Origin of the sequence: Kitasatospora sp. NPDC048715 (assembly GCF_043198905.1) — a bacterium.
Taxonomy (GTDB): Bacteria; Actinomycetota; Actinomycetes; order Streptomycetales; family Streptomycetaceae; genus Kitasatospora; species Kitasatospora lactacystinica.
In genome coordinates this window covers 107547-130157 of the sequence record NZ_JBICVH010000002.1, presented here as the reverse complement: position 1 = coordinate 130157, position 22611 = coordinate 107547, and the positions used below count along the sequence as shown (strand labels likewise).

The window sequence follows — 22611 nt, the reverse complement described above, 5'->3', positions numbered from 1 at the left end:
GTGAGGCGGGCGGGTCGGGCCACGGTCACGCCCTGAAGGTGAGTCGGCCGACCCACTTGGTGTTGTTCACACCGGGGTTGGCGGGGACGATGATCCGGGCCGGGAAGCCGTGGTCGAGCGACAGGTCGACTCCGTTGACGTGCAGGGCCAGGAGGGACCGGAGGTCGCGGATCTGGTTGCCCCGCAGCAGCACCGAGGTGAAGGGGCCGGGTGGTTGGACCGACTCCACCAGCACCTCGGCCGCACCGGGCAGGCCGGCCAGGGCCGCCAGGTCGGCCAGCCGCAGTCCGCTCCACAGCTGGTCCTCGGTGGACCAGCCCTCCACGCAGGCGATCGGCAGCCGGGCCGACCGCTGCGGCATGGCCAGCAACTGCTCCCGGGTGAGGACCAACGGCCCCGCGGTGCCGTGCAGTTCGAGGCGCCAGTCGGGCCCGACGAGCTGCGGGGTGATCCCGACGGCGGCGGCGGTCTTGTTGATCTGGAAACCGTTCGGGCCCTGCTCGGGGGCCCGGTTGTGCGGCGCCAGGAGCGCGGTCGCGCGGAGGCTGCCGCCCAGGCTCTGCCCGGCCGTCACCGCGAACAGGACGAGCGAGCCGCCTCCCACCAGGGCGAGCGCACCGCGCCGGGAGGTCGTCGGCACGGCCGGCGAGGCCGCCACCAGGCCCCCGCCGTCGGAGGGCTCCGGCCCGGTCGCCGCGAGCCCGGTCCGCAGCTCCGCCAGCAGCGGACGCGACCGCAGGGCACGGCTCGCGCTGCCCAGCTTGAGGACCACGTGGACGGCGAAGGCCGCGATGAACACCCACGCACCGTAGAAGTGCAGCGGGTAGAAGGATCCCGGAAAGACGTAGTGCAGCTGGATGTTGAGGATCCCGGTCACGAACTCGAACACGGCGCCGCCGACGAGCATCAGCAGCGACAGCCGCTCCAGCACGTTCGCGGCGCTGCGGACGGGCGGCCAGGTGAAGAGCTTCGGGATCACCGACCACAGCTTGGCCAGCAGCACCGGAACCAGCACGACGCCGAGCGTCACGTGCACGCCTTGGGTGAGCCGGTACAGCCAGGACGGATCGGTGGGCCAGTCGAAGAGGTAGAAGCCCAGCAGCCCCTTCTCCGGCGTCTGGTCGTTGAGCCGGCCGAGGCCGGGGTTGTACGCGGCGTAGGACAGCGCCCCGGTCACGAACAGCACCGGGATCCCGGCGAGCAGGACGAACCCGAACACGGAGGTGAGCCACGGCCCGCGGATCGGGCTGCGCCAGAACCCCCGGCGGAACGGGCCGGGTGGAGGGGGCATCCGACCGGCCCGGGCGGCGAGGGCCGCGCCGGCCGAGGCGAGGGACCGGCCGACGGTTCGGGCCGCCCCGCGCAGCCTCCTGGCACCGCGCCCGGGCAGATCCCGCACCCTTGTGCCGCCCCGGCCCCGCGCGGGGTCCTCCCCGGGCGGTCCGCCCCCTTGTCGGGCCCCGACCACCCGTCACCTCCAGCTCCGGAACCGTCCGTGAACGGGCGGGCTCACCGGCCTCCCGTTGTGAGGAGAGACGGCGACCGCGCCCGGCCTGGGCCGCCGGAACGAGAGCCGCACCGTCGGAACCCCGCCGGACAGCAAACCAGCAGCGCACGGACTTCACCGCAAGGCCGGACACGCGGGGCGGCAACATCACCCGGGCGGAGGTATCCCGTCCCTGCCGCGGTCCCGGGTACCGAGCCGGCGGGGGCGGCCGGGGTCAGGCCTCGTCGGTGGTGGAGATGGCCAGCAGCTTCGTCACCGAGCCGTCGTCGCCGACGACGTCGCGCAGGTGCCGGAAGCCGAGCCGGTGGCTCATCGTCAGGCTCGGGGTGTTCTCGGCGCCGACCATGCCGTAGACCTCCTTGAGGCCCAGCTCGTCACCGGCGTAGCGGATCAGGCCGCGCACCGCCTCGGCGCCCAGGCCGCGGCCCCAGAACTCCGGGGCGAGCGCGGTGACCAGCTCGTGGCCGTCGACGTTCCCGGTGCGCTTGACCTCGGCGTGGCCCGCGTACGCCCCGTCCAGCCAGAGGCCCCAGATGTCGAAGAGGTTCTGCGGGTAGACGTCGGTCAGGATCGCGCGGAACAGCGTGCGGATGTCCGGCTCGGGCACGAGGTCCTGGCCCATCCAGCGGCACACGTCCGCGTTGCGCAGCAGGGAGACGAAGGCGTCCTCGTCCTCGGGCCGGTAGGGGATGAAGTCCAGGTGCTCGGTGCGCAACGGAGGGGTCATGGTGCTCTCCTCGGGTCGTGGTGGTGCGGCGGCTCGGTGGTGCGGTCGTTCAGCGGTGAAGTGGTGGAGTGGCGCGGTGGTGGGTGGCGCGGTGGCCGGGACGGGGCCGGTCGGCGCGGCGCGACCGGCGGCCCCGTCCGTGCGGCCGGTCAGGCTCCGGCGTTCTCCATGCGATCGCGCAGGCTCTTCGGGCGCATGTCGGTCCACACCTCGTCGACGTAGGCGGTGCACTCGGCCTCGGTGCCCTCGGTCCCGACGGGCTGCCAGCCGGCCGGGACGTCGAGGTCGGCGGGCCAGAGGGAGTACTGCTCCTCGTCGTTGCGCAGCACCTGGTAGCGGGTGTTCTCGTCCATGTCGGGCTCCTCTGTCGTCGGACGAACGGGTGTCGGTGGTGGTGTGCGGTCAGTGGCTTTCCCGGGCGTGCCGGGCGATCTGCCGCAGGGCGGCGGCGAAGTCCTCGGCCGCCCGGCGGACGGCCCCGGTGTCGTGCACGGCGGGCCGGTGGTGCCAGGTGAAGGCGAGGCGGCCGTGCTGGGCCGCGCCGACCACCTCCAACGGGTGGGAGCCGCCGTCCCGGGGGTCGTGGTCCTGGCCGAAGGAGCCGAGTTCGGCGCGGACCAGGCCGTCGCCGGCGGTCTCGGGCCGGGCGTCCCACTGGCCGAGGTAGTTGAAGACGACCTGGCCGTGCCCGCCGGCGGCGAGGCGCTCGCGGACCTCGGGGGTGCCGAAGGTGCGCAGGGCGCCGAAGCCCAGGCCGTTGCCGGGCACCGCGCGCAGCTGCCGGCGCACGGACTTCACCAGGGCGCGCCAGTCGCGGTCCGGATCGGGCCGGTCGGGGTCGGGGACGTGGAAGGCGACGGGGTGGACGGTGGTGAACCAGCCGACCGTGCGGGACAGGTCGACGCCCTCCAGCAGGTCCTCCCGGCCGTGTCCCTCCAGGTCCAGGGCGATCCGCTGCTGTCCGCTCCAGCGGGCCAGGGCGAGGGCGAGCGCGGCGAGCAGCACGTCGTTGACCCGGGTGCGGTAGGCGGCGGGGGCGGCGCGCAGCAGTGACTCGGTGTCCGCCTCGTCGAGTTCGACGGTGACCGCGACGCTCTCGGCGCCGTCGCTCGCGACATCGTCGTCGGCGGTGTCGTCACTCGCGGCGCCGCCCGGGTCGGCCGGGCCGCCGGGCAGGGCCGTCCGGGCGCTCACCGCCTCCTCCCAGTACGGGAGTTCGTGGTCCAGGCCGCCGTCGGCGACGTGGCCGGCGAGCCGGTGCGCCCAGTCCCGGAAGGAGGTGCCGCGCTCCCCCAGGGTGATCGCCCCGCCGCGGACGGCCTGCCGGTGGGCGCTCTCCAGGTCGTCGCGCAGCACCCGCCAGGAGACGGCGTCGACGACCAGGTGGTGGGCGACCAGGAGCAGCAGGGCGGGGTGCTCCGGGTGGCCGGTGAACAGGGCGGCGCGCAGCAGCGGGCCGTGGGCCAGGTCGAAGCCGGCGTGGAGTTCGTCGGCGGCCTTGGCCATGGCCGCGTCGGCGGCCTCGGCGCTCTGCCCGGTCAGGTCGTAGCGGATCAGGAGGTCCTCGGCGGGGGCGGGCGGCGGGTTGAACTGGTGCCAGCCGGCCTCGTCGCGGGTGAAGCGCATGCGCAGCGCGTCGTGGTGTTCCAGCAGGGCGTCGAGGGCGGCGCGCAGCGCCGTCGGGTCGGGGTCGGCGCCGAGTTCGAGCAGGGTGGACTGGTTGAAGTGGTGGTGGGCGGCGCGCGGGGTGGTCAGGAACCACTCCTGGATGGGGGTGAGCGGCAGGCCGCCGGTCACCGGGCCGTCGTCCGCGCGTTCGGTGGCGGTGCGCACGACGGTGGCGAGTTCGGCCACGGTCTGGTGGCTGAACAGGTCCCGGGTGGCCAGGTGGAGGCCGTCGCGGCGCAGCCGGGACACCACCTGCATGCTGAGGATGGAGTCGCCGCCGAGCAGGAAGAAGTTGTCGTCGGCGCCGACCTCGTCGAGGCCGAGGACGTCGGCCCAGATCCGGGCGATCCGGCGTTCGAGGTCGGTCTCCGGCGCCCGGCCCGGGCCGGCGGTGGCGTGGGCGGGCCCGGGGTCGGGCAGGGCCCGGCGGTCGAGTTTGCCGTTGGGGGTGAGCGGCAGGGCGGCCAGCGGGACGAAGGCCGCGGGGACCAGGTGGGGAGGCAGGGTTTCGGCCAGGTGGAGCCGGAGTTCGAGGGCTGGCGCGCCCGCGGTGGCGTCGGTCGGGACGACGTAGCCGACGAGCCGTCCGCCGCCGGGGCCGTCGGCGCGGACGGTGACGACGGCGTCGCGCACCAGGGGGCTGCGGCGCAGGGCGCTCTCGATCTCCCCGGGTTCGATGCGGAAGCCGCGCAGCTTGATCTGTTCGTCGGCGCGGCCGGCGAACCGGAGTTGGCCGTCGGCGTCGCGGCGGGCGAGGTCCCCGGTGCGGTACATCCGGTCGCCGGGGGCGCCGTACGGGTCGGGCAGGAAGCGCTGGGCGGTGAGGCCGGGGCGGCCGAGGTAGCCGCGGGCGAGGCCGGGGCCGGCCAGGTGGAGCTCCCCGGTGACGCCGGGCGGCACCGGCCGCAGGGCGGTGTCCAGGACGTACGCGCGGGTGGCGCCGCTGGGCCGGCCGATCGCGGGGGTGCCGGTGCCGGGGGTGAGCGGGCCGGTCCAGCTGGCGACGACGGTGGCCTCGGTGGGGCCGTAGGAGTTGATCATCCGTCGGCCGGGGGCCCAGGTGTCGACCAGGTCGGCCGGGCAGGCCTCGGCGCCGACCACCAGGGTGCGCAGGTCGGGCAGGGCGGCAGCGGTCGCGGGTTCCACGGTGGCCAGGGCCGCCGGGGGGATCAGGGTGTGGCTGATCCGGCGGGCGGCGAGGACCTCGGCGAGCCGTTCGCCGACCAGCGGTCCTTCCTCGCCGGTGACCAGGGCGGCCCCGGAGAGCAGGGAGATGCACAGTTCCAGCACGGAGGCGTCGAAGCTGGGCGAGGCGAACTGGAGTACCCGGTCGCCGGGGCCGACGGCGTACTGCTCGGCGGCGGCGGCCGCGAAGACGGCGAGGCCGGCGTGGGTCACCAGGACGCCCTTGGGGGTGCCGGTGGAGCCGGAGGTGTAGATGACGTAGGCCGGGTGGGCGGGGGTGAGGGCGGTGGTGCGGTCGGCGTCGGTGGGGGCGGTGTCCGGGCCTTCGGCGGTCCAGACCCCGTCCGGGTCGTCGAGCACCAGGTGGGCGGCGGCGTCGCGGATCATGAACGCGCGCCGGGGCGCCGGGTAGTCCGGGTCGACCGGGAGGAAGGCGCCGCCGGCCTTGGCGACGGCGAGCTGGGCGACCACCATGGCCGCCGAGCGGGGCAGTGCGAGGGCGACCAGCCGCTCGGGCCCGACGCCGCGCCGGATGAGGTGGTGGGCCAGCCGGTTGGCGGCCCGGTCCAGTTCGGCGTAGCCGAGTTCGCGCTCGCCGTCGAGCAGGGCGGGTGCGTCGGGGGTGGCGGCGGCCCGGCGCTCGAACAGCTCGGGCAGGGTGGCTTCGGGCACCGGGCGGAAGGTGCCGCCGGTCTCGGCGGGCGGCGTGTCCGGTCCGGCCAGCGGCAGCGCGCCGACGGCGCGGGCCGGGTCCTGGGCGACGGCGGTCAGCAGGGTGGCGAGCTGGCCGGCCATCCGCTCGACGGTGGCCGGGTCGAACAGGTCGGTGTTGTAGGTGAGCAGGCCGTGCAGCGCGCCGCTCCCGGTCTCGACGAACTCCAGCACCAGTTCGAAGGCCGTCCGTACGGCGTCGGGCTCGATGCCGGTCACGTCGAGGCCCGGCAGGTCGGGTTCGGCGGACGGCGCGTTCTGGAGCACCACGTGGACCTGGAAGAGCGGGCTGCGGCTGGTGTCGCGCACCGGCTGGACCTCGTCGACCACCTTCTCGAAGGGCACGTCCTGGTGGGCGAAGGCGTCCAGGACGGTCTGCCGCACCTCGCCGAGGAGGGCGTCGAAGGACTGGCCGGGTTCCACCCGGGAGCGCAGCACCAGGGTGTTGACGAAGAATCCGACCAGCTGCTGGATCTCGGGCCGGTGCCGGCCGGAGGTGATGGTGCCGACGGTGATGTCGGTGTCCCCGCAGAGCCGGGCCAGGTAGGCCTGGGACGCGGCGACCAGGGTGGTGAACAGGGTGGCGCCGCGCTCCCGGCCGACCTCGGCCAGCCGGCGGGCGGTGTCGGCGGGCAGTTCCAGGCGGACGGTGGCGGCGTTGGCGGCGTTGGCGGTGCGCACCGCGGGCCGGGGCCGGTCGGTGGGCAGCCGCGGCGGTACCACGCCGGTCAGTTGGCGCTTCCAGTACGCGAGCTGTTCCCCGCTGGGGGCCCCTTCGGTGCGCTGCCAGTGGGCGTAGTCGGCGTACTGCACCGGCAGTGGCGCCAACTCGGCTTCCGTGGAGTCGAGTTCGGCACGGTAGAGGTGGGCGAGGTCGGTGAGCAGCACGCCGGTGGACCAGCCGTCGGTGACCATGTGGTGCAGGGTCAGCGCCAGCACGTGTTCGTGGTCGGCCAGCCGGGCCAGGGTGGCGCGCAGCAGGGGTCCGCGGCGCAGGTCGAAGGGGCGGGCGCGTTCGGCGGCGAGCAGGTCGCGCAGGGCCTGCGGCCGTTCGTCGGCGGGCCGGCCGGAGAGGTCGTGCAGCGGCAGCGGGACGACGTGCGGCGGGTTGACCAGTTGGACGCCGTGGCCGTCGACGCTGTCGAAGGTGGTGCGCAGCGACTCGTGCCGGGCCGTCAGGGCGTCCAGGGCCGCGCCGAGGGCGCCGGGGTCGAGGGTGCCGCGCAGCCGCAGCGCGAGCGCGACGTTCTCGGCGACGCCGGGGGTGAACTCCTCCAGGAACCAGAGGCGTTGCTGGGCGTGGGACATCGGGGCCGCGCCCGTGCGGGGCACCGGGACGACGGGCGGGCGGGCCGGGGTGCCGGACGCCTCGGTGAGCAGCCGGGCCAGGCCGGCCGGGGTGGGGTGGTCGAAGACCGCGCGGGGGCCGAGGTCGGCGCCGAAGGCCTCGGCGAGGCGGGCGGCGAGCCGGATGCTGAGGATGGAGTCGCCGCCCAGTGCGAAGAAGTCCTCGTCCGTGCCGGGCGGGCGGATGCCGAGGACCTCGGCGAAGACCTCGGCGGTGCGGTGTTCGGCGGCGGTGCGCGGTTCGACGCGGGCGCGGCGCCCGTGGCCGGGCCGCTCCTCGGGCGCCGGGAGGGCGGCGCGGTCGACCTTGCCGTTGCGGCTCAGCGGGAGGGCGGGGAGCGGGACGACGGCGGCCGGGACGAGGTAGTCGGGCAGGGTGCGGGCGGCGAAGGCCCGCAGTTCCTCGGGGTCGACGGCGCCTACCGGGTAGGCGACCAGCCGGCGGGCGCCGGGCCGGTCCTCCCGGACGACCACGGCGACGTCGGTGACCTTCGGGTGGGCGGCGAGGGCGGCCTCCACCTCGCCGGGCTCGACCCGGAAGCCGCGGATCTTCACCTGGTCGTCGGCGCGGCCGAGGAACTCGACGGTGCCGTCGGGGCGGCGCCGGGCGAGGTCCCCGGTGCGGTACATCCGGGCACCGGGCGGGCCGGAGGGGTCGGCGAGGAAGCGGGCGGCGGTGGCGCCGGGGCGGCCGAGGTAGCCGCGGGCCAGGCCCTCGCCGGCCAGGTAGAGCTCGCCCGCGCAGCCCGGCGGGACGGGCCGCAGCCGGCCGTCCAGGACGTGCACCCGCCGGTCGTCCAGCGGGCGGCCGATCGGGACGGTGTCGGGTACGGCCGCGGCGTCCGGGAGGGCGTGGGCGGTGGCGAAGGTGGTGGTCTCGGTGGGGCCGTAGCCGTCCGTGACGGTCAGTCCGGGGCAGGCCGCCAGGACGCGGCGCACGGCGGCGGCGGGCACCACGTCGCCGCCGGTCCACAGGGCCCGCAGGCCGGTGAAGCAGTCCGGCGCGTCCTGGGCGAGCAGCCGGAACAGTCCGGCGGTGAGCCACAGCGCCGTCGGTCCGTCCGGTCCGGCGAGGCGGCGCAGCAGTGCGGCGTCCACCGGGCCGGCGGGGGCGACGAGCACGCAGCCGCCGTTCAGCAGAGGCGCCCACGCCTCGAAGGTGGCGGCGTCGAAGGCGACCGGCGAGTGCAGCAGCACCCGGGCGCAGCTGCCGTCGGTGAAGCGGCTGTCGGTGGCGAGCGAGGCCACGTCGCGGTGCCGGACGGCGACGGCCTTGGGTTCGCCGGTGGAGCCGGAGGTGTACATCACGTACGCCAGCCGGTCGGGGTCGGCGGGCGGAAGGTGCGGGGCGGCCTCACCGGTCCGTGCGGCGGCGACCTGTTCGGCGGTCAGCCGGTGGGCGGCGCCGGCCCGGTCGAGCAGGGCGCGGCGGCGCTCCTCGGGGGCGCGAAGGTCGACGGGCAGGTAGGCGCCGCCCGCCTTGAGGACGGCCAGTTGGGCGACGACGAGTTCGGTGCCGCGGTCCATCGCCAGCGCCACCCGGTCCTCGGGGGCCAGGCCGTCGGCGAGCAGCCGGGCGGCCAGCCGGTCGGACCAGTCGTCGAGCCCGCGGTACGTCAGTTCCCGCTCGCCGTCGCGCACGGCGGGGGCGTCGGGGGTGCGGCGGGCCTGCTCGGCGAAGATCCCCAGCGGGCTGCGCGGCACCGGCGGGCGGGCGGTGGCGTGCCAGGCGGCCAGCAGTTCGCGGTCGGCCGCGGTGAGCGGGTCCAGCGCGGCGAGGTCGCCGTCCAGGCCGTCGGCGAGGGCGGTCAGCAGCAGGGCGAGGCGGTCGGCGGCGTCCCGGACGGTGCCGTCGTCGAACAGGGCGGGGTCGTAGGCCAGGTCGAAGGCGAGCTGCCCGCTGAGGTGGGCGCGCAGGCACCAGGGGAAGGTGGTGGCGTCGTCGGCGCGCACCTCGACCACCCGCACGCCGGTGCGGTCCGCGGCCGACTCGTCGACGGGGTAGTTCTCGAACACCAGCATGCTGTCGAACAGCGGTTCCCCGGCGGGCAGTTCGCTCAGCGCCTGGATCCGGGGCAGCGCCAGGTGGTCGTGGCGGCGGCCGTCGCTCTGCCGGTCCTGGAGGTCCCGCAGCCAGGGCAGCACGCCGCCGGTCGCGGGCGGCCGGACCCGGGCCGGCACGGTGTTGATGAACAGGCCGATCATCGTCTCGACGCCGGGCAGTTCGGCCGGCCGCCCGGAGACGGTGGTGCCGAAGACGACGTCCGCGGTGCCGCCGTAGCGGGCCAGCAGCAGCGCCCAGGCCCCCTCGACCACGGTGTTGACGGTCAGTCCGGCGGCGGCGGCGTTCTCCCGCAGCCGGGCGGAGAGCGCCTCGTCGAGGGCGCGGTGGACGGCGGCGGTGGCCCGGGCCCGGTGCGCTCCGGCGGGCCGGCGGTCGTAGGGCAGCGCGGTCCGTTCGGTGAACCCGGCCAGGGCGCCGCTCCAGTGGTCCTCGGCGGCCTGTTCGTCCTGCTCGCGCAGCCAGGCCAGGAAGTCCGCGAACGGGCGCCGGACCGGGCGGGGCGCCTGCGGTCCGCCGGTGAGCGCCGCGTACTCCTCGCACACCTCGGTGAGCAGCTGTCCGGTGCTCCAGCCGTCCAGGATCACGTGGTGGGTGGACCAGAGCAGCAGCACCTCCTCGCCGGGCAGCGCGGCCAGGGCCAGCCGGCTGAGCGGCGCGGTGCCCAGGTCCAGCCCGGCGGCCCGCTCCTCGGCGAGCAGCCGTTCGGTCCCCTGGGCGCGCTGTTCGGCCGTCAGCGCGCGCCAGTCCAGGTGGCGGACGGGCAGGGCGGCTCGGCGCGCGACCAGCTGGACGGGGTGCGGCAGGCCGCGCCAGTGCACGGAGGTGCGCAGCGCCGGGGTGCGGTCGGCGACCTGCTGCCAGGCCGCGGCGAAGGCCGCCGGGTCGGCGACGCCGGCCAGCCGTACGGCGATCCGGTCCACGTAGGCGCCGTCCTCGTCGACCAGGCCGTGGAAGAGCATGCCGGACTGCAGGGGGGTGAGCGGCAGCACGTCCTCGGTGTCGCGGCCGTCGCCGACCAGGGTGTCCAGCCGCTCCTGGTCGAGGCCGGCCAGCGGGAAGTCGGACGGGGTGCGGCCGCCGGCGCCGGGGCTCGCGCAGTGCTCGGCCAGCTCGCGCAGCGCCTGGAGGGTCTGCTCGGCGAGGGCGCGGACGGTGGCCTCGTCGTAGCGGGCCGCGGGGTAGGTCCAGCCCAGTTCGAGCCGGCCGTCCTGGACCGCCCCGATGACGTCCAGCAGGTGGGGGCGGGGCTCGTCGGGGTCGGTGTCCCGTCCGGCCGGGGGCAGCGAGCCGCGCAGCAGCCCGTCGGCGGCGGCGCTGCGGCTGTCCCACTGGCCGTGGTAGTTGAAGCCGATCAGCGGCGCGGCCGCGTCGGCCGGCAGGGCGGACGGGTGCAGGTGGCGCAGGGCGCCGTGGCTGAGTCCGCGCAGCGGGACGGCGCGCAGCTGCTCCTTGACCGAGCGCAGGGTGTCGTGCCAGCCGGCCCCGGGGTCGACGTGCAGGGCGAGCGGGAACTCGGCGGTGAACCAGCCGACCGTCCGGGAGAGGTCCTGGTCGGCGAAGAGGTCCTCGCGGCCGTGGCCCTCCACCCCGATCAGTACGCAGTCGCGGCCGCACCAGCGGGCCAGGGTGCGGCCCAGCGCGCTGAGCAGGACGTCGTTGACCTGGGTGCGGTAGACCTCCGGGACGTGCCGCAGCAGCGCCTCGGTGGTCCGCTCGTCCAGGGTGACGGTGACGGTGGCGGCGGTGCCGTGGGTGTTGGGGCCGGGCCGCCCCTCGGGCAGCCCGGCCGGGGCCTCGCCGGTGCGGGTCCAGTACGCGCTGTCGCCGTCCAGGGCGCCGGAGCGGGTGTGCCGCTCCAGCCGGGCGGCCCAGCGGGTGCAGGAGGTGCCCGGCTCGGGCAGCCGGACGGGTGCGCCGGTGCGGGCGGCGCGGTAGGCCGCTTCGAGGTCGGCGAGCAGGATGCGCCAGGAGACGCCGTCGACGGCCAGGTGGTGGATGGTCAGGACGAGCTGGCCGGCCCGGTCGGCGCCGTCGTCGAAGAACAGGGCGCGCAGCATCCGGCCCTCGACCGGGTCGAGGGAGCGCTGCGCCTCGTCGGCGGCGCGCTGCACCTGCGCTTCCGCCGTGGCCGGGTGGTGGGTGAAGACCCCGTCCGGTGCCTGCTCCAGGACCTCCTGGTGCCAGCCGGTTCCGCCCCGGCGGAAGCGGGTGCGCAGCGCCGGGTGGTGCTCCGCCAGGGCGAGCACCGCGGTCCGCAGGGCGGCCGGGTCGGTGCCCGGGGCCAGGGCCAGCCGCTGGGTCATGGTGAAGCGCAGCGCCTCGCCCTCCCGGCGGCCGTCGAGGTACCAGTGCTGGATCGGGGTGAGCGGCGCCTCGGCGGGCTCGGCCTCGTCCGCCTCCGCCCGTACCGACGACTCACCGGCGCACAGGGCGAGTTCGGCGACGTTCTGGTAGCGGAAGACGTCCTTGGTGGTGAGGGCGAGGCCGGCGGCGCGGGCCCGGGAGACGATCTGGATGCTGAGGATGGAGTCGCCGCCGAGGGCGAAGAAGTTGTCCCGGGCGCCGACCCGTTCCACGCCCAGCACCTCGGCCCAGATCGCGGCGAGCCGCTGCTCGGTGCCGGGGCGCGGGGCGACGTACGGGGTGGTGCGGTCCGGCTGGGCGGGCGGGGCGGGCAGGGCCCGCCGGTCGGTCTTGCCGCTGACGGTGCGCGGGACGCGGGCCAGCGGGACGAACGCGGTGGGCACCAGGTGGTCGGGCAGGGTGCGGCGCAGCCAGGCCCGCAGTTCCTCGGCGGGCGGCACCCGGTCGCCGGCCGGCACCGGGTAGCCGACCAGCAGGGTCCGGCCGCCCTGTTCGCGGGCGGCGACGGCGCAGTCCGCGAGGTCGGGGTGGGTCAGCAGGGCGGCCTCCACCTCGCCGGGCTCGATCCGGAAGCCGCGGATCTTGACCTGCTCGTCGGCCCGGCCGAGGAACTCCAGCTGTCCTTCGGCGTCCCAGCGGGCCAGGTCGCCGGTGCGGTACATCCGGGTGCCGGGGGCGCCGAACGGGTCGGCGAGGAAGCGGCCGGCGGTCAGCCCGGGCCGGTTCAGGTAGCCGCGGGCGACCTGTTCCCCGGCCAGGTACAGCTCCCCGGGCATCCCCGGCGGCACCGGGCGCAGCGCGCCGTCGAGCACGTGGGCGGTGACGCCGCGGCCCGGCCGGCCGATCACCGGGCGCCCGGGGTGGTCCGCGCAGCGGGCGTAGGCGGCGTCGACGGTGCACTCGGTGGGCCCGTACAGGTTGTAGGTGCTGATGCCGTACTCGGCCTGGGCCGCGCACAGGTCCCGCCAGGTGGCGGCGGGGATCGCCTCGCCGCCGAGCTGCAGCAGCCGGGGGTGGTGGGGGGCGGGGGCGAACAGTCCGGCGGTGGTGAGTTCGCGCAGCAGGGAGGGGGTGACGTTGACGACGTCGAGCCGCTGGTCGACGATCCGGGCGAGGAAGGCCTGCGGGTCCAGCCGGACGTCCTCGTCGATCAGGTGGAGTTCCTGGCCGGAGACCAGCAGCAGCGGGCCCTCCCAGCTGGTGTCGAAGGAGAGGGAGGCGCTGAGGGCGACCTTCAGCCGGCTGCCGTCGGCGGTGTGCGGGGCGAGCATCCCCTCCCGGTGGTCGCGGCAGAGGTTGACCAGCTGGCGGTGCTCGACGACCACGCCCTTGGGACGGCCGGTGGAGCCGGAGGTGTGGATCAGGTAGGCGGCGTGCCCGGGCAGCAGCGGGGCGGTCCGTTCGGCGTCGGTGAGGTCGTGGCCGGGCAGGGCCTCCCACGGCACCTCCCGCAGGGTGTGCTCGGTCAGCACCGTGCGCGGCCGGGTGTCGTCGAGCAGCAGGGCGGCCCGCTCCTCGGGCAGGTCCGGGTCGACGAACTGGAGGACGGCGCCGGCCTTGAGCACCGCGAACAGCGCCACCAGCAGGTCGGAGGTGCGCGGCAGCCGGACGGCGACCACCTGCTCGGGGCCGGCGCCGAGGGCGGCCAGGTGGCGGGCGAGGCGGTTGGCCCGGGTGTTGAGCGCGGCGAAGTCCAGGGTGGCGTCGCGGGCGACCAGCGCGGTGGCGTCCGGGGTGCGGGCGGCCTGCTCCTCGAACAGGGCGGTGAAGGTGGTGTCGGGCCCGGGCAGCGGCTCGCCGCGCCCCTGCCGCAGGACCCGCTCCCGCTCCTGCCCGGTCATCAGCGGCAGCGCCCCGACGGCCGTGTCGGGCGCGTCGGCGGCGGCCGCCAGCAGGGTGGTCAGCCGGTCGGCGAGCTGCCGGGCGGTGCGGGCGTCGAAGAGCCCGGTGCTGTACTCCAGGTAGCCGGTCAGGCCGCCGTCGTGCTCGGCGAAGTCGAAGGAGAGGTCGAAGGTGGCGTTGCGGACGGGCGGCGTGAGGGGTTCCACCGTCAGGCCGGGCAGCCGGGGCGCCTCGGCGCCGAGGTTGTGCAGCGCCACCATCACCTGGAACAGCGGGGTGCGGCTGGTGTCGCGCTCCGGCTGGAGGACGTCCACCAGCCGTTCGAAGGGCACCTCCTGGTGGGCCATGGCGTCCAGGACGGTGGCCTGCGCGGCGGTCAGCAGCTCGTGGAAGGACAGCTCGGGGCGGATGTCGCCGCGCAGCACCAGGGTGTTGACGAACATGCCGACCACGTCGTGGAGTTCGCCCTGTTCGCGGCCAGAGGTGACGGTGCCGACGGCGATGTCCGTCTGCCCGGTCCAGCGGGCCAGCAGCACCTGGCAGGCGGCCAGCAGGACGGTGTAGAGGGTGCCGTCGGCCGCCCGGCCGCGCTCGCGCAGCCGGGCGGTCAGCTCGGCGGGCAGGGTGAAGGTGACCAGCGCGCCCTCCCGGGTGCGCACCGCCGGGCGCGGCCGGTCGGTGGGCAGCTCCAGCGGGGCCAGGCCGTCCAGGGTCCGGCGCCAGTGGTCGAGGTCGGCCTCGGCGGCGGCGGTGCGGGTGCGCTGCCAGGCCGCGTAGTCGGTGTACCGGACGGGCGGCTCGGGCAGCCGCGGGCGGCGGCCTTCGAGGGCGGCGGCGTACAGCTCGCCGAGGTCGCGGCCGAGCACGCCCATCGACCAGCCGTCGGTGGCGATGTGGTGCACCGCCAGGGCGAGGACGTGCTCGTCGGCGGCGGTGCGCAGCAGGCGGGCGCGCAGCACCGGGCCGGCTTCGAGGTCGAAGGGGGTGGCGGCGATCCGCTCCAGGCGGGCGTCCAGGTCGGCCGGCGGGACGTCCTCGCGGGGCAGTTCGACGGGGTGGGGCGGGCGCACCACCTGCCGGGCCCGGCCGTCCCGTTCGGCGTAGGTGGTCCGCAGTGCCTCGTGCCGCTCGACCAGGGCGTCCAGGGCGCCGCCGAGCGCGGCCCGGTCGAGGGCGCCGCGCAGCCGCAGGACGGACAGCGAGGTGTACTCGGTGCTGCCGGGCTCGAAGCGGTCGAGGAACCAGAGCCGCTGCTGGGCGTAGGAGAGCGGCGGTTCGCTGCCCGGGTCGGCGGCGGGAACGACGGCCGGGACGGCGGTCCGCGCGGCGCCCGGGCCCGGCTCGCCGAGCGCCCCGGCGAGGTCGGCGAGCACGGGGTGGGTGAACAGCAGCCGGGGCGAGAGGTCGGCGGAGCCGAAGGCGGCGCGCAGCCGGGCGGTGACCCGTACGGCGAGGATGGAGTCGCCGCCGAGGGCGAAGAAGTCGTCCTCGGCGCCGATCGGGCCGGCGTCCAGGACCTCCGTCCAGGCCCGGGCGACCAGCCGCTCGGCGGGGGTGCGGGGGGCGGTGCGCTCGCGGCCGGCGGCGTAGCCGTCCGGTCCGGGCGCCGGCAGGGCGCGCCGGTCGAGCTTGCCGTTGGGGGTGAGCGGCAGGGCGGTCAGCGGCACGTAGGCGGCGGGCACCAGGTAGGCGGGCAGCAGCCGTTCCAGGTGGGCGCGCAGCTCGGCGGCGCCCGGGGGCCGCAGCGGGTCCGCGCCGACGACGTGGGCGACCAGCCGGCGGGTGCCGGCGGCGTCCTCGTGGACGCCGACGGTGGCCAGGCCCACGCCGGGGTGGGTCTGGAGGGCGGCCTCGATCTCGCCGGGTTCGATCCGGTAGCCGCGGATCTTGACCTGCTGGTCGGCGCGGCCCAGGTAGCGCAGGGTGCCGTCGGCCTGCCAGCGGGCCCGGTCGCCGGTGCGGTACATCCGGGTGCCGGGGGCGCCGAACGGGTCGGCGAGGAAGCGGCCGGCGGTCAGCCCGGGCCGGTTGAGGTAGCCGCGGGCCAACCCCTCGCCCGCCACGTACAGTTCGCCGACCGCGCCCGGGGGCAGCGGGGCCAGGTCGTCGTCGAGCACGTACAGCCGCAGGTCGGCGATGCCGGTGCCGATCGGGCCGGGGCCGCCGGCGGTGGCGGTGGCGAGGTCCAGCGCGGTGTGGGTGACGTGCACGGTGGTCTCGGTGATGCCGTACATGTTCACCAGGCGCGGCGCGTCCTCGGGGTGGCGCCGGTACCAGTCGGCGAGCCGGGTGACGTCCAGCGCCTCGCCGCCGAAGACCACCGTGCGCAGCGCCAGCCGGGCGGAGACCTCCGGGAGCCGGGCGTCGGCGCGGGCCAGCTGGTGGAAGGCGGACGGGGTCTGGTTGAGGACGGTGACCCGCTCGTCGGCGAGCAGCCGCAGGAAGTCCTCCGGGGAGCGGGCGGTGTCCTCGGGCACCACCACCAGCCGGCCGCCGTGCAGCAGCGGGCCCCACAGCTCCCAGACCGAGAAGTCGAAGGTGTAGGAGTGGAAGAGCGTCCAGACGTCCTCGGCGCCGAAGCCGAACAGCTCCCGGGTCCGCTCGAAGAGCCGTACCACGTTGGCGTGCGGCACCACGACGCCCTTGGGACGGCCGGTGGAGCCGGAGGTGTAGATGGCGTAGGCGGGGCTGTCGGGCAGCGGGCGGTGGCCGGGGCCTCCCCGCGGGCCGAGCGGGCCGGCCGGGCGCCGGGCCAGGTCGGCGTGCACCCCGGGGTCGGCCAGGGCGAGGACGGGCACGTCGACGCCGGTCGGCCCGTCCGGGGCCTCCAGCGTCTCCGGGGTCTCCCGCGTCTCCGGGCTCTCCGGGGCCTCCATGGTCACCAGGGCCACCGGGGCGGCGTCGCGCAGCAGTTCGGCTCTGCGTTCGGCGGGCAGGCCCGGGTCGAGCGGCAGGTAGGCCGCGCCGGTCTTGAGGACGGCGAGGACGGCCACCACCAGCTCGGCGGTGCGGGGCAGCGCGAGGGCCACGTACCGCTCGGGGCCGGCGCCGAACTCGGCCAGCCGGTGGGCGAGCCGGTCGGCCCGGGCGTCCAGCTCGGCGTAGTCGACGTGCTCCTCGCCGCAGGTGACGGCCTCGGCGTCCGGGGTGCGGGCGGCCTGCTCCTCGAAGAGCTCGACCAGGCTGCGCCCGGGCCGGCCCTGCGCGGTGCCGTTCCAGTCGACCAGCAGCCGGCGCCGCTCCTCGGCGGTGGTCCAGGCCAGCGCGCGCAGCGGGCGGTCCAGTCCGGCGGCCAGCTCGGTGAGCAGCAGGCAGAGCCGCTCGGCGAGGGCGCGCACGGTCGCCGCGTCGAACAGGCCGGGGTCGTAGGCGAGGTCGAAGCCGACCTGCCCGCCCTGGTAGGCGCGCAGCACCAGCGGGAAGCTGGTGGCATCCCGGGAGGAGACCTCGGCCAGGCGCACCCCGGTGCCGGCGGCCCGGGCGTCGTCGAAGGGGTAGTTCTCGAAGGCGACGATGCTGTCGAACAGCGCGCTGCCGGACGGGACGTCGCTGTAGCCGGTGAGTTCGGCGAGCGAGACCGCCGAGTGCCGGCGGGCCTCGGCCTGGTCGTCCTGGAGTTCCCGCAGCCAGTGGGCGGCGGTGCGGGCGCCGTCCACCCGGACCCGGGTGGGCAGGGTGTTGATGAACATGCCGATCATCGACTCGACGCCGGGCAGTTCCTCGGGCCGGCCGGAGACGGTGGTGCCGAACAGTACGTCCGGTTCGCCGCTGCAGCGGGAGAGCAGCAGCGCCCAGGCGCCCTGGACCACGGTGCCCAGGGTCAGCCCGGCGTGGCGGGCGGTGCGGGCGAGCCGCTCGGAGACCTCCTCGGACAGGGCGGCGCTGTGGCTGCCGGCCGAGCGGGCCCGGTGGGCCTCGTGCCGCACCCGGTCGGCGGGCAGCGGGGTGGCGGTGGCGAAGCCGTCCAGGACGGACCGCCAGTGGGCGCGGGCGGCCCCGGCGTCCTGCCCGGCGAGCCAGTGGACGTAGTCGGCGAAGGGCCGGCGCACCGCCGGGGCGGGCGCCGCGCCGGTGGTGAGCGCCGCGTACTCGGCGAACACGTCGGTGAGCACCTGGGCGAGGCTCCAGCCGTCCAGGATCAGGTGGTGGGAGGTCCACAGCAGCTGGACCCGGGCCTCGGGCAGCCGGACCACGGTGAGCCGGGTGAGCGGGGCGGTGGCGATGTCCAGGCCGAGGGCGAGGTCCTCGGCGCGCAGCCGGGCCAGCCGTTCGGCGCGCTCGGCCGGGTCGGCGGCCCGCAGGTCCAGGTGGGTCACCGGCAGCCGGACGCCCCGGCGCACCACCTGGAGCGGGGCGGGGACGCCCTCCCATACCACCGAGGTGCGCAGCGCGGGCGTGCGGTCGGCGACCCGCTGCCAGGCCAGGGCGAGGGCGTGCGGGTCGGCGACGCCCTCCAGCAGCAGGGCGGCCTGGTCCAGGTAGACGTCGTCCTCGCCGCCGACCAGGCGGTGGAAGAGCATGCCCTCCTGGAGCGGGGTGAGCGGTAGCAGGTCCGTCACGTCCCGGCCGTCGCCGACCAGCCGGTCCAGCGTCTCCTGGTCGAGCCCGGCGAGCGGGAAGTCGGAGGGGGTTCGGCCGCCGGCGCCGGGGCTCGCGCAGTGCTCGACGATGGCGCCCAGGGCGGTGGTCACGGCCTCGGCCAGCCGCCGGACGGTGTCGGCCTCGTGGACCACGTCGCTGTAGTGCCAGGTGAGTTCGAGTTCGCCGTCGGCGACCACGGCGGAGACGTCGAGCAGGTGGGCCGGCGGCTCGTCCGGGGCGAGGTCCGGGCCGGGGGCCGGCCCGGCGGGGGCGAAGTCGCCGGCCTCGGGGGCGGTCCACTGGCCGTGGTAGTTGAAGCAGACCTGCGGCAGCGGGACGTCCCTCAGGGCCCCGGCGCCCTCGGCGGGCGAGCCGAGCCGGGCGAGGGCCTCGTAGCCCAGGCCGCGGCGGGGCACGGCCCGCAGCCGCTCCTTGACCTGCTTGAGGGTGGCGGCCCAGTCGGGGGCGTCGGCGGGGCCGGCCGGGGCGAGGGTGACGGGGTACTGGGTGGTGAACCAGCCGACGGTGCGGGACAGGTCGAGGTCGTCGAAGAGGTCCTCGCGGCCGTGGCCCTCCAGGGCGACGGTGACCCGCCCGGTGCCGGTCCAGTCGGCGAGGGCCCGGCCCAGGGCGCTGAGCAGCACGTCGTTGACCTGGGTGCGGTAGACCTCGGGGACCTTGCGCAGCAGCGCCCCGGTGGTGGCCCGGTCGAGCCGGCTGCGCAGGGTGCGCACCGAGCCGGCCGTGGGGGTGCCGGGCAGGTCGACGGGCAGCGGCTCGGCGGGGGCGGCGGTCTCGGCGCTCCAGTACGGCAGGTCGGCGTCCAGGCCGCCGGCCCGGACGAGTGCGGCGAGCCGGTGGGCCCAGTCGGTGAACGCGGTGGGCTCGGGCGCGGGCTCGGGGGTGGCGCCCGCGGCGGCCCGCCGGTAGGCCTCGGGCAGCTCGGCGAGCAGCACCCGCCAGGAGACGCTGTCCACGGCGAGGTGGTGGGCGGTCAGGAAGAGCTGGGGCCGCTCCCCGTCGGCGGGGCGGAACAGGACGGCGCGCAGCAGGGCGCCGGTGGCCGGGTCCAGTTCGGCGCGGGCGGCCTCGGCGGCCGCGGTCCGGTCCGCGCCCGGGTCGAGGGCGGTCAGCGGTCCCGCGGCGTCGGCGACCGGTTCCTGGCGCCAGCCGGCCCCGGTGCGGGTGAAGCGGGTGCGCAGCGCGGGGTGGGCGGCCACCAGGACGGTCAGTGCCCGTTCCAGGGCCGGTTCGTCCAGGTCGTGCGGCAGGTCGAGCAGCATCGACATGGTGAAGTGGCGCAGCGGACCGTGGGCGGCGAAGAACCACTCCTGGACGGGGGTGAGCGGGGCGGGCCCCTCCTCCCGGTGCCGCTCGACGGCGGCCCCGGCGCCGGCGGTGCGGGCGGCGGCGGCCAGGTCGGCGACGGTCTGGTGGCGGAAGACGTCCTGGGAGCCGATCCGCAGGCCTTCGGCGCGGGCCCGGGAGACGGCCTGGATGCTCAGGATCGAGTCGCCGCCGAGTTCGAAGAAGTTGTCGGTGACGCCGACCCTGGGCACGCCGAGCACCTCGGCCCAGATGGCGGCGAGGGTCTCCTCCTCCGGGGTCCGCGGGGCGACGAACTCCCCTTCCCGGGCCTCGGTCTCGGGGGCGGGCAGGGCGCGGCGGTCGAGCTTGCCGCTGGTGCCGAGCGGCAGCGCGTCGAGCACGGTGAAGGAGGACGGCACCAGGTGGTCGGGCAGCACCCGGCGCAGGGCGGCGCGCAGTTCGGCGAAGGGGCGGACGGCGCCGTCGGCGAACACCAGGTAGGCGGCCAGCCGGTTCTGTCCGTGGGCGTCGGGGACGGCGACCACGGCGGCCGCGGCGACCTCCGGCAGGTCGAGCAGGGCGGCCTCGATCTCGCCGGGTTCGATCCGGTGGCCGCGCACCTTGACCTGGTCGTCGGCGCGCCCGAGGTACTCCAGGCGCCCGTCGGCGGTCCAGCGGGCCAGGTCGCCGGTGCGGTACATCCGGCTGCCGGGCGGCCCGTACGGGTCGGCGGTGAAGCGGGCGGCGGTCAGGCCGGGGCGGCCGGCGTAGCCGCGGGCGACCTGTTCGCCGGCCAGGTGGAGTTCGCCGCTCACCCCGGGCGGCACCGGCCGGAGCCGCCCGTCCAGGACGTAGGCGCGGACGTTGGGCAGCGGGCGGCCCACCAGCGGCCGGTCCCCGCCGTCGATCCGGCAGGCGAGCGCGTCGACGGTGCACTCGGTGGGGCCGTAGTAGTTGTAGGCGGCCGTCCCGGGGCGGGCGGCGAGTTCGCGCCAGAGCCGGGGGGCGACCGCCTCGCCGCCGAGCATCAGTACCCGGGGGCGGTGGCGGGGGTCGTCGAGCAGCCCGGCGGGCAGCAGTTGGCGCAGGTAGGAGGGGGTGAGGTCGAGGAAGTCGATCCGGTGGCGCACGACGTACTCGACCAAGGCGGCCGGGTCCATCCGGGTGGTCTCGTCGACCAGGTGCAGCGGGTGGCCGTCGGCCAGCAGCAGCAGGCCCTCCAGCGAGGTGTCGAAGGAGAGGGAGGCGGTCAGCGCGACGTTCAGCGGCCCGCCGCCGGCGTCGGCGACGAAGCCGGCCCGGTGGGCGGCGAGCAGGTGGGCCAGGGCGCGGTGCGGGACGGTGACGCCCTTGGGGCGGCCGGTGGAGCCGGAGGTGTAGAGCACGTACGCGGTGGTCGAGAGGTCCGGCGGGGCGAGCGGGCCGGTGGCGCCGGTGTCGTCGCCGGTGTCCGGGTCACCGGGGTCGGTGTCCGCCAGGGCGCCCAGGGTCTCCTCGTCCAGCAGCAGGGCCGGGCGGGCGTCCTGAAGCAGGTACTGGACGCGCTCCTCGGGCAGCGCCGGGTCCAGCGGCAGGTAGCCAGCGCCGGACTTCCAGACCGCGAGGACGGCCACCACCAGGTCGGCGGTGCGCGGCAGCCGCAGCGCGACCAGCCGTTCGGGGCCGGCGCCGCGGGCGATCAGGTGGCGGGCGAGCCGTTCGGCGCGGGCGTCGAGGGTCGCGTAGTCGAGCCGCTCCTCCCCGGCGACCAGGGCGAGGGCGTGCGGGGTGAGGGCGGCCCGGCGGCGGAACAGTTCGGGGTGGCTCACGGCTTCGACGGGCAGCGCGGTGGCGTTCCAGTCCCGGGTGACCCGCTCGGTCTCCCGCGCGGAGAGCAGCGGCAGGGTGGCGAGCGGGCGGTCCGGTTCGGCGGCGGCGCCCTCCAGCAGCCGCAGCAGCTGGTCGGCCGTCCGGCGGGCGGTGGGGGCGTCGAAGAGGTCGGCCCGGTACTCCAGGACGCCGGTGAGCGCCTCGCCGTCGGGGACGAACTCCACGCTGAGGTCGAAGGTGGCGGCCTGCCGGGGCACGGTGACCGGGGCGGTGGCGAGTCCGTGCGGGTCACCGGCCGCGGCCGGGGCGGGGTGCAGCAGCACCAGCACGTCGAACAGCGGGTTGCGGCCGGCCTCGCGGGGCGCGCCGACCGCCTCGACGATCCGCTCGAACGGCGTGTCGCCGTGGGCGAGGGCGTCGTTGCCGGTGGCGGTGGCGGCCGCGAGCAGCTCGCGGAAGGAGGCGTCGGGCGCCACCCGGGTGCGCAGGACCACCGTGTTGACGAAGCAGCCGACGGCCCGTTCCAGCTCGGTGCGGGTGCGGCCGGCCATCAGGGAGCCGACGGTGACGTCCTCCTGGCCGGACCAGCGGGCCAGCAGCGCCTGGGTGCCGGCCACCAGCGCGGTGTTGAGGGTGCCCTGCCGTTCGGCGGCGAGTTCGCGCAGCCGGGCGGTGAGCGGCGCGGGGACGGTGAAGGTGTGCAGGGCGCCGGGGCCGGCCTCCTCGCCGCGCCGGGGGTGGTCCAGCGGCAGGTCCGGCGGCACCGCGCCGGCCAGCTTCTCCTTCCAGTGGGCGAGTTGCTTCTCCAGCCGGTCGCCGGAGAGCTGCTCGCGCTGCCACACCGCGAAGTCGGGGTACTGGGCGGCGACCTCGGGCAGCCCGGGTTCGGCGCCGCGGGCCAGGGCGTCGTAGGCGGTGCACAGTTCGTCCAGGACGACGCCCATGGACCAGCCGTCGGTGACGATGTGGTGGGCGGTCAGCTGCAGCACGTGGGCGTGCGGCGACTCGGCCACCAGCAGGGCGCGCAGCAGCGGCCCGCGGGCGAGGTCGAAGGGCCGGGAGTACTCCTGGAGCAGGACGGCGTCCAGGCTCTCGCCGTCGGCCGGTGTGCGGACCGGCAGGTCGACCGGCCCGGCCGGCAGGACGGTCTGCACCGGCCGGCCGTCGCTCTCCGCGAAGGTGGTGCGCAGCGCCTCGTGGCGCGCCACCACGGCGGTCAGCGCCGCGGCGAGGGCCGCGCGGTCCAGCGCGCCGGTGAACCGCAGGGCGACGGCGCTGTTGTAGCGCGGGTCGCCGGGGCGCAGCCGGTCCAGGAACCAGAGCCGCTGCTGGACGAAGGAGGGCGGCAGCGGCCGGCTGCGGTCGGCGCGCGGGATGGCCCGGTCGGCGGCGGCCTGCGCGGTGCCGGCCCGGCCGGCCAGCCGCCGGCGCAGGGCCTCGCGCAGGTCGGCGGGCAGGGCGGCGGCGCGGTCTCGCTTCGAAGTCGTCATGGTCGGC

General features: G+C 76.6%; 4 protein-coding genes. All 4 read right to left on the bottom strand.

Features of this window, described 5'->3' with window-relative positions; genetic code table 11:
• Nucleotides 1-25: 25 nt before the first annotated feature.
• On the bottom strand, nucleotides 26-1291 hold the full coding sequence (locus ACGFSC_RS04595) for a molybdopterin-dependent oxidoreductase (RefSeq protein ID WP_359903879.1): 1266 nt from the start codon (nucleotides 1289-1291) through the stop codon (nucleotides 26-28).
• Between the two features lie 430 nt (nucleotides 1292-1721).
• Complete coding sequence (locus ACGFSC_RS04590) at nucleotides 1722-2234, bottom strand: GNAT family N-acetyltransferase (RefSeq protein WP_359903882.1); 513 nt, start codon at nucleotides 2232-2234, stop codon at nucleotides 1722-1724.
• A gap of 149 nt (nucleotides 2235-2383) precedes the next feature.
• Nucleotides 2384-2587, bottom strand: coding sequence for an MbtH family NRPS accessory protein (locus ACGFSC_RS04585; protein ID WP_359903885.1), 204 nt, complete (start codon nucleotides 2585-2587; stop codon nucleotides 2384-2386).
• A 49-nt stretch (nucleotides 2588-2636) separates the two neighbouring features.
• Nucleotides 2637-22604 (bottom strand): non-ribosomal peptide synthase/polyketide synthase, encoded by a 19968-nt coding sequence (locus tag ACGFSC_RS04580; protein ID WP_359903888.1) that lies wholly within the window; start codon nucleotides 22602-22604, stop codon nucleotides 2637-2639.
• Nucleotides 22605-22611: the final 7 nt, after the last annotated feature.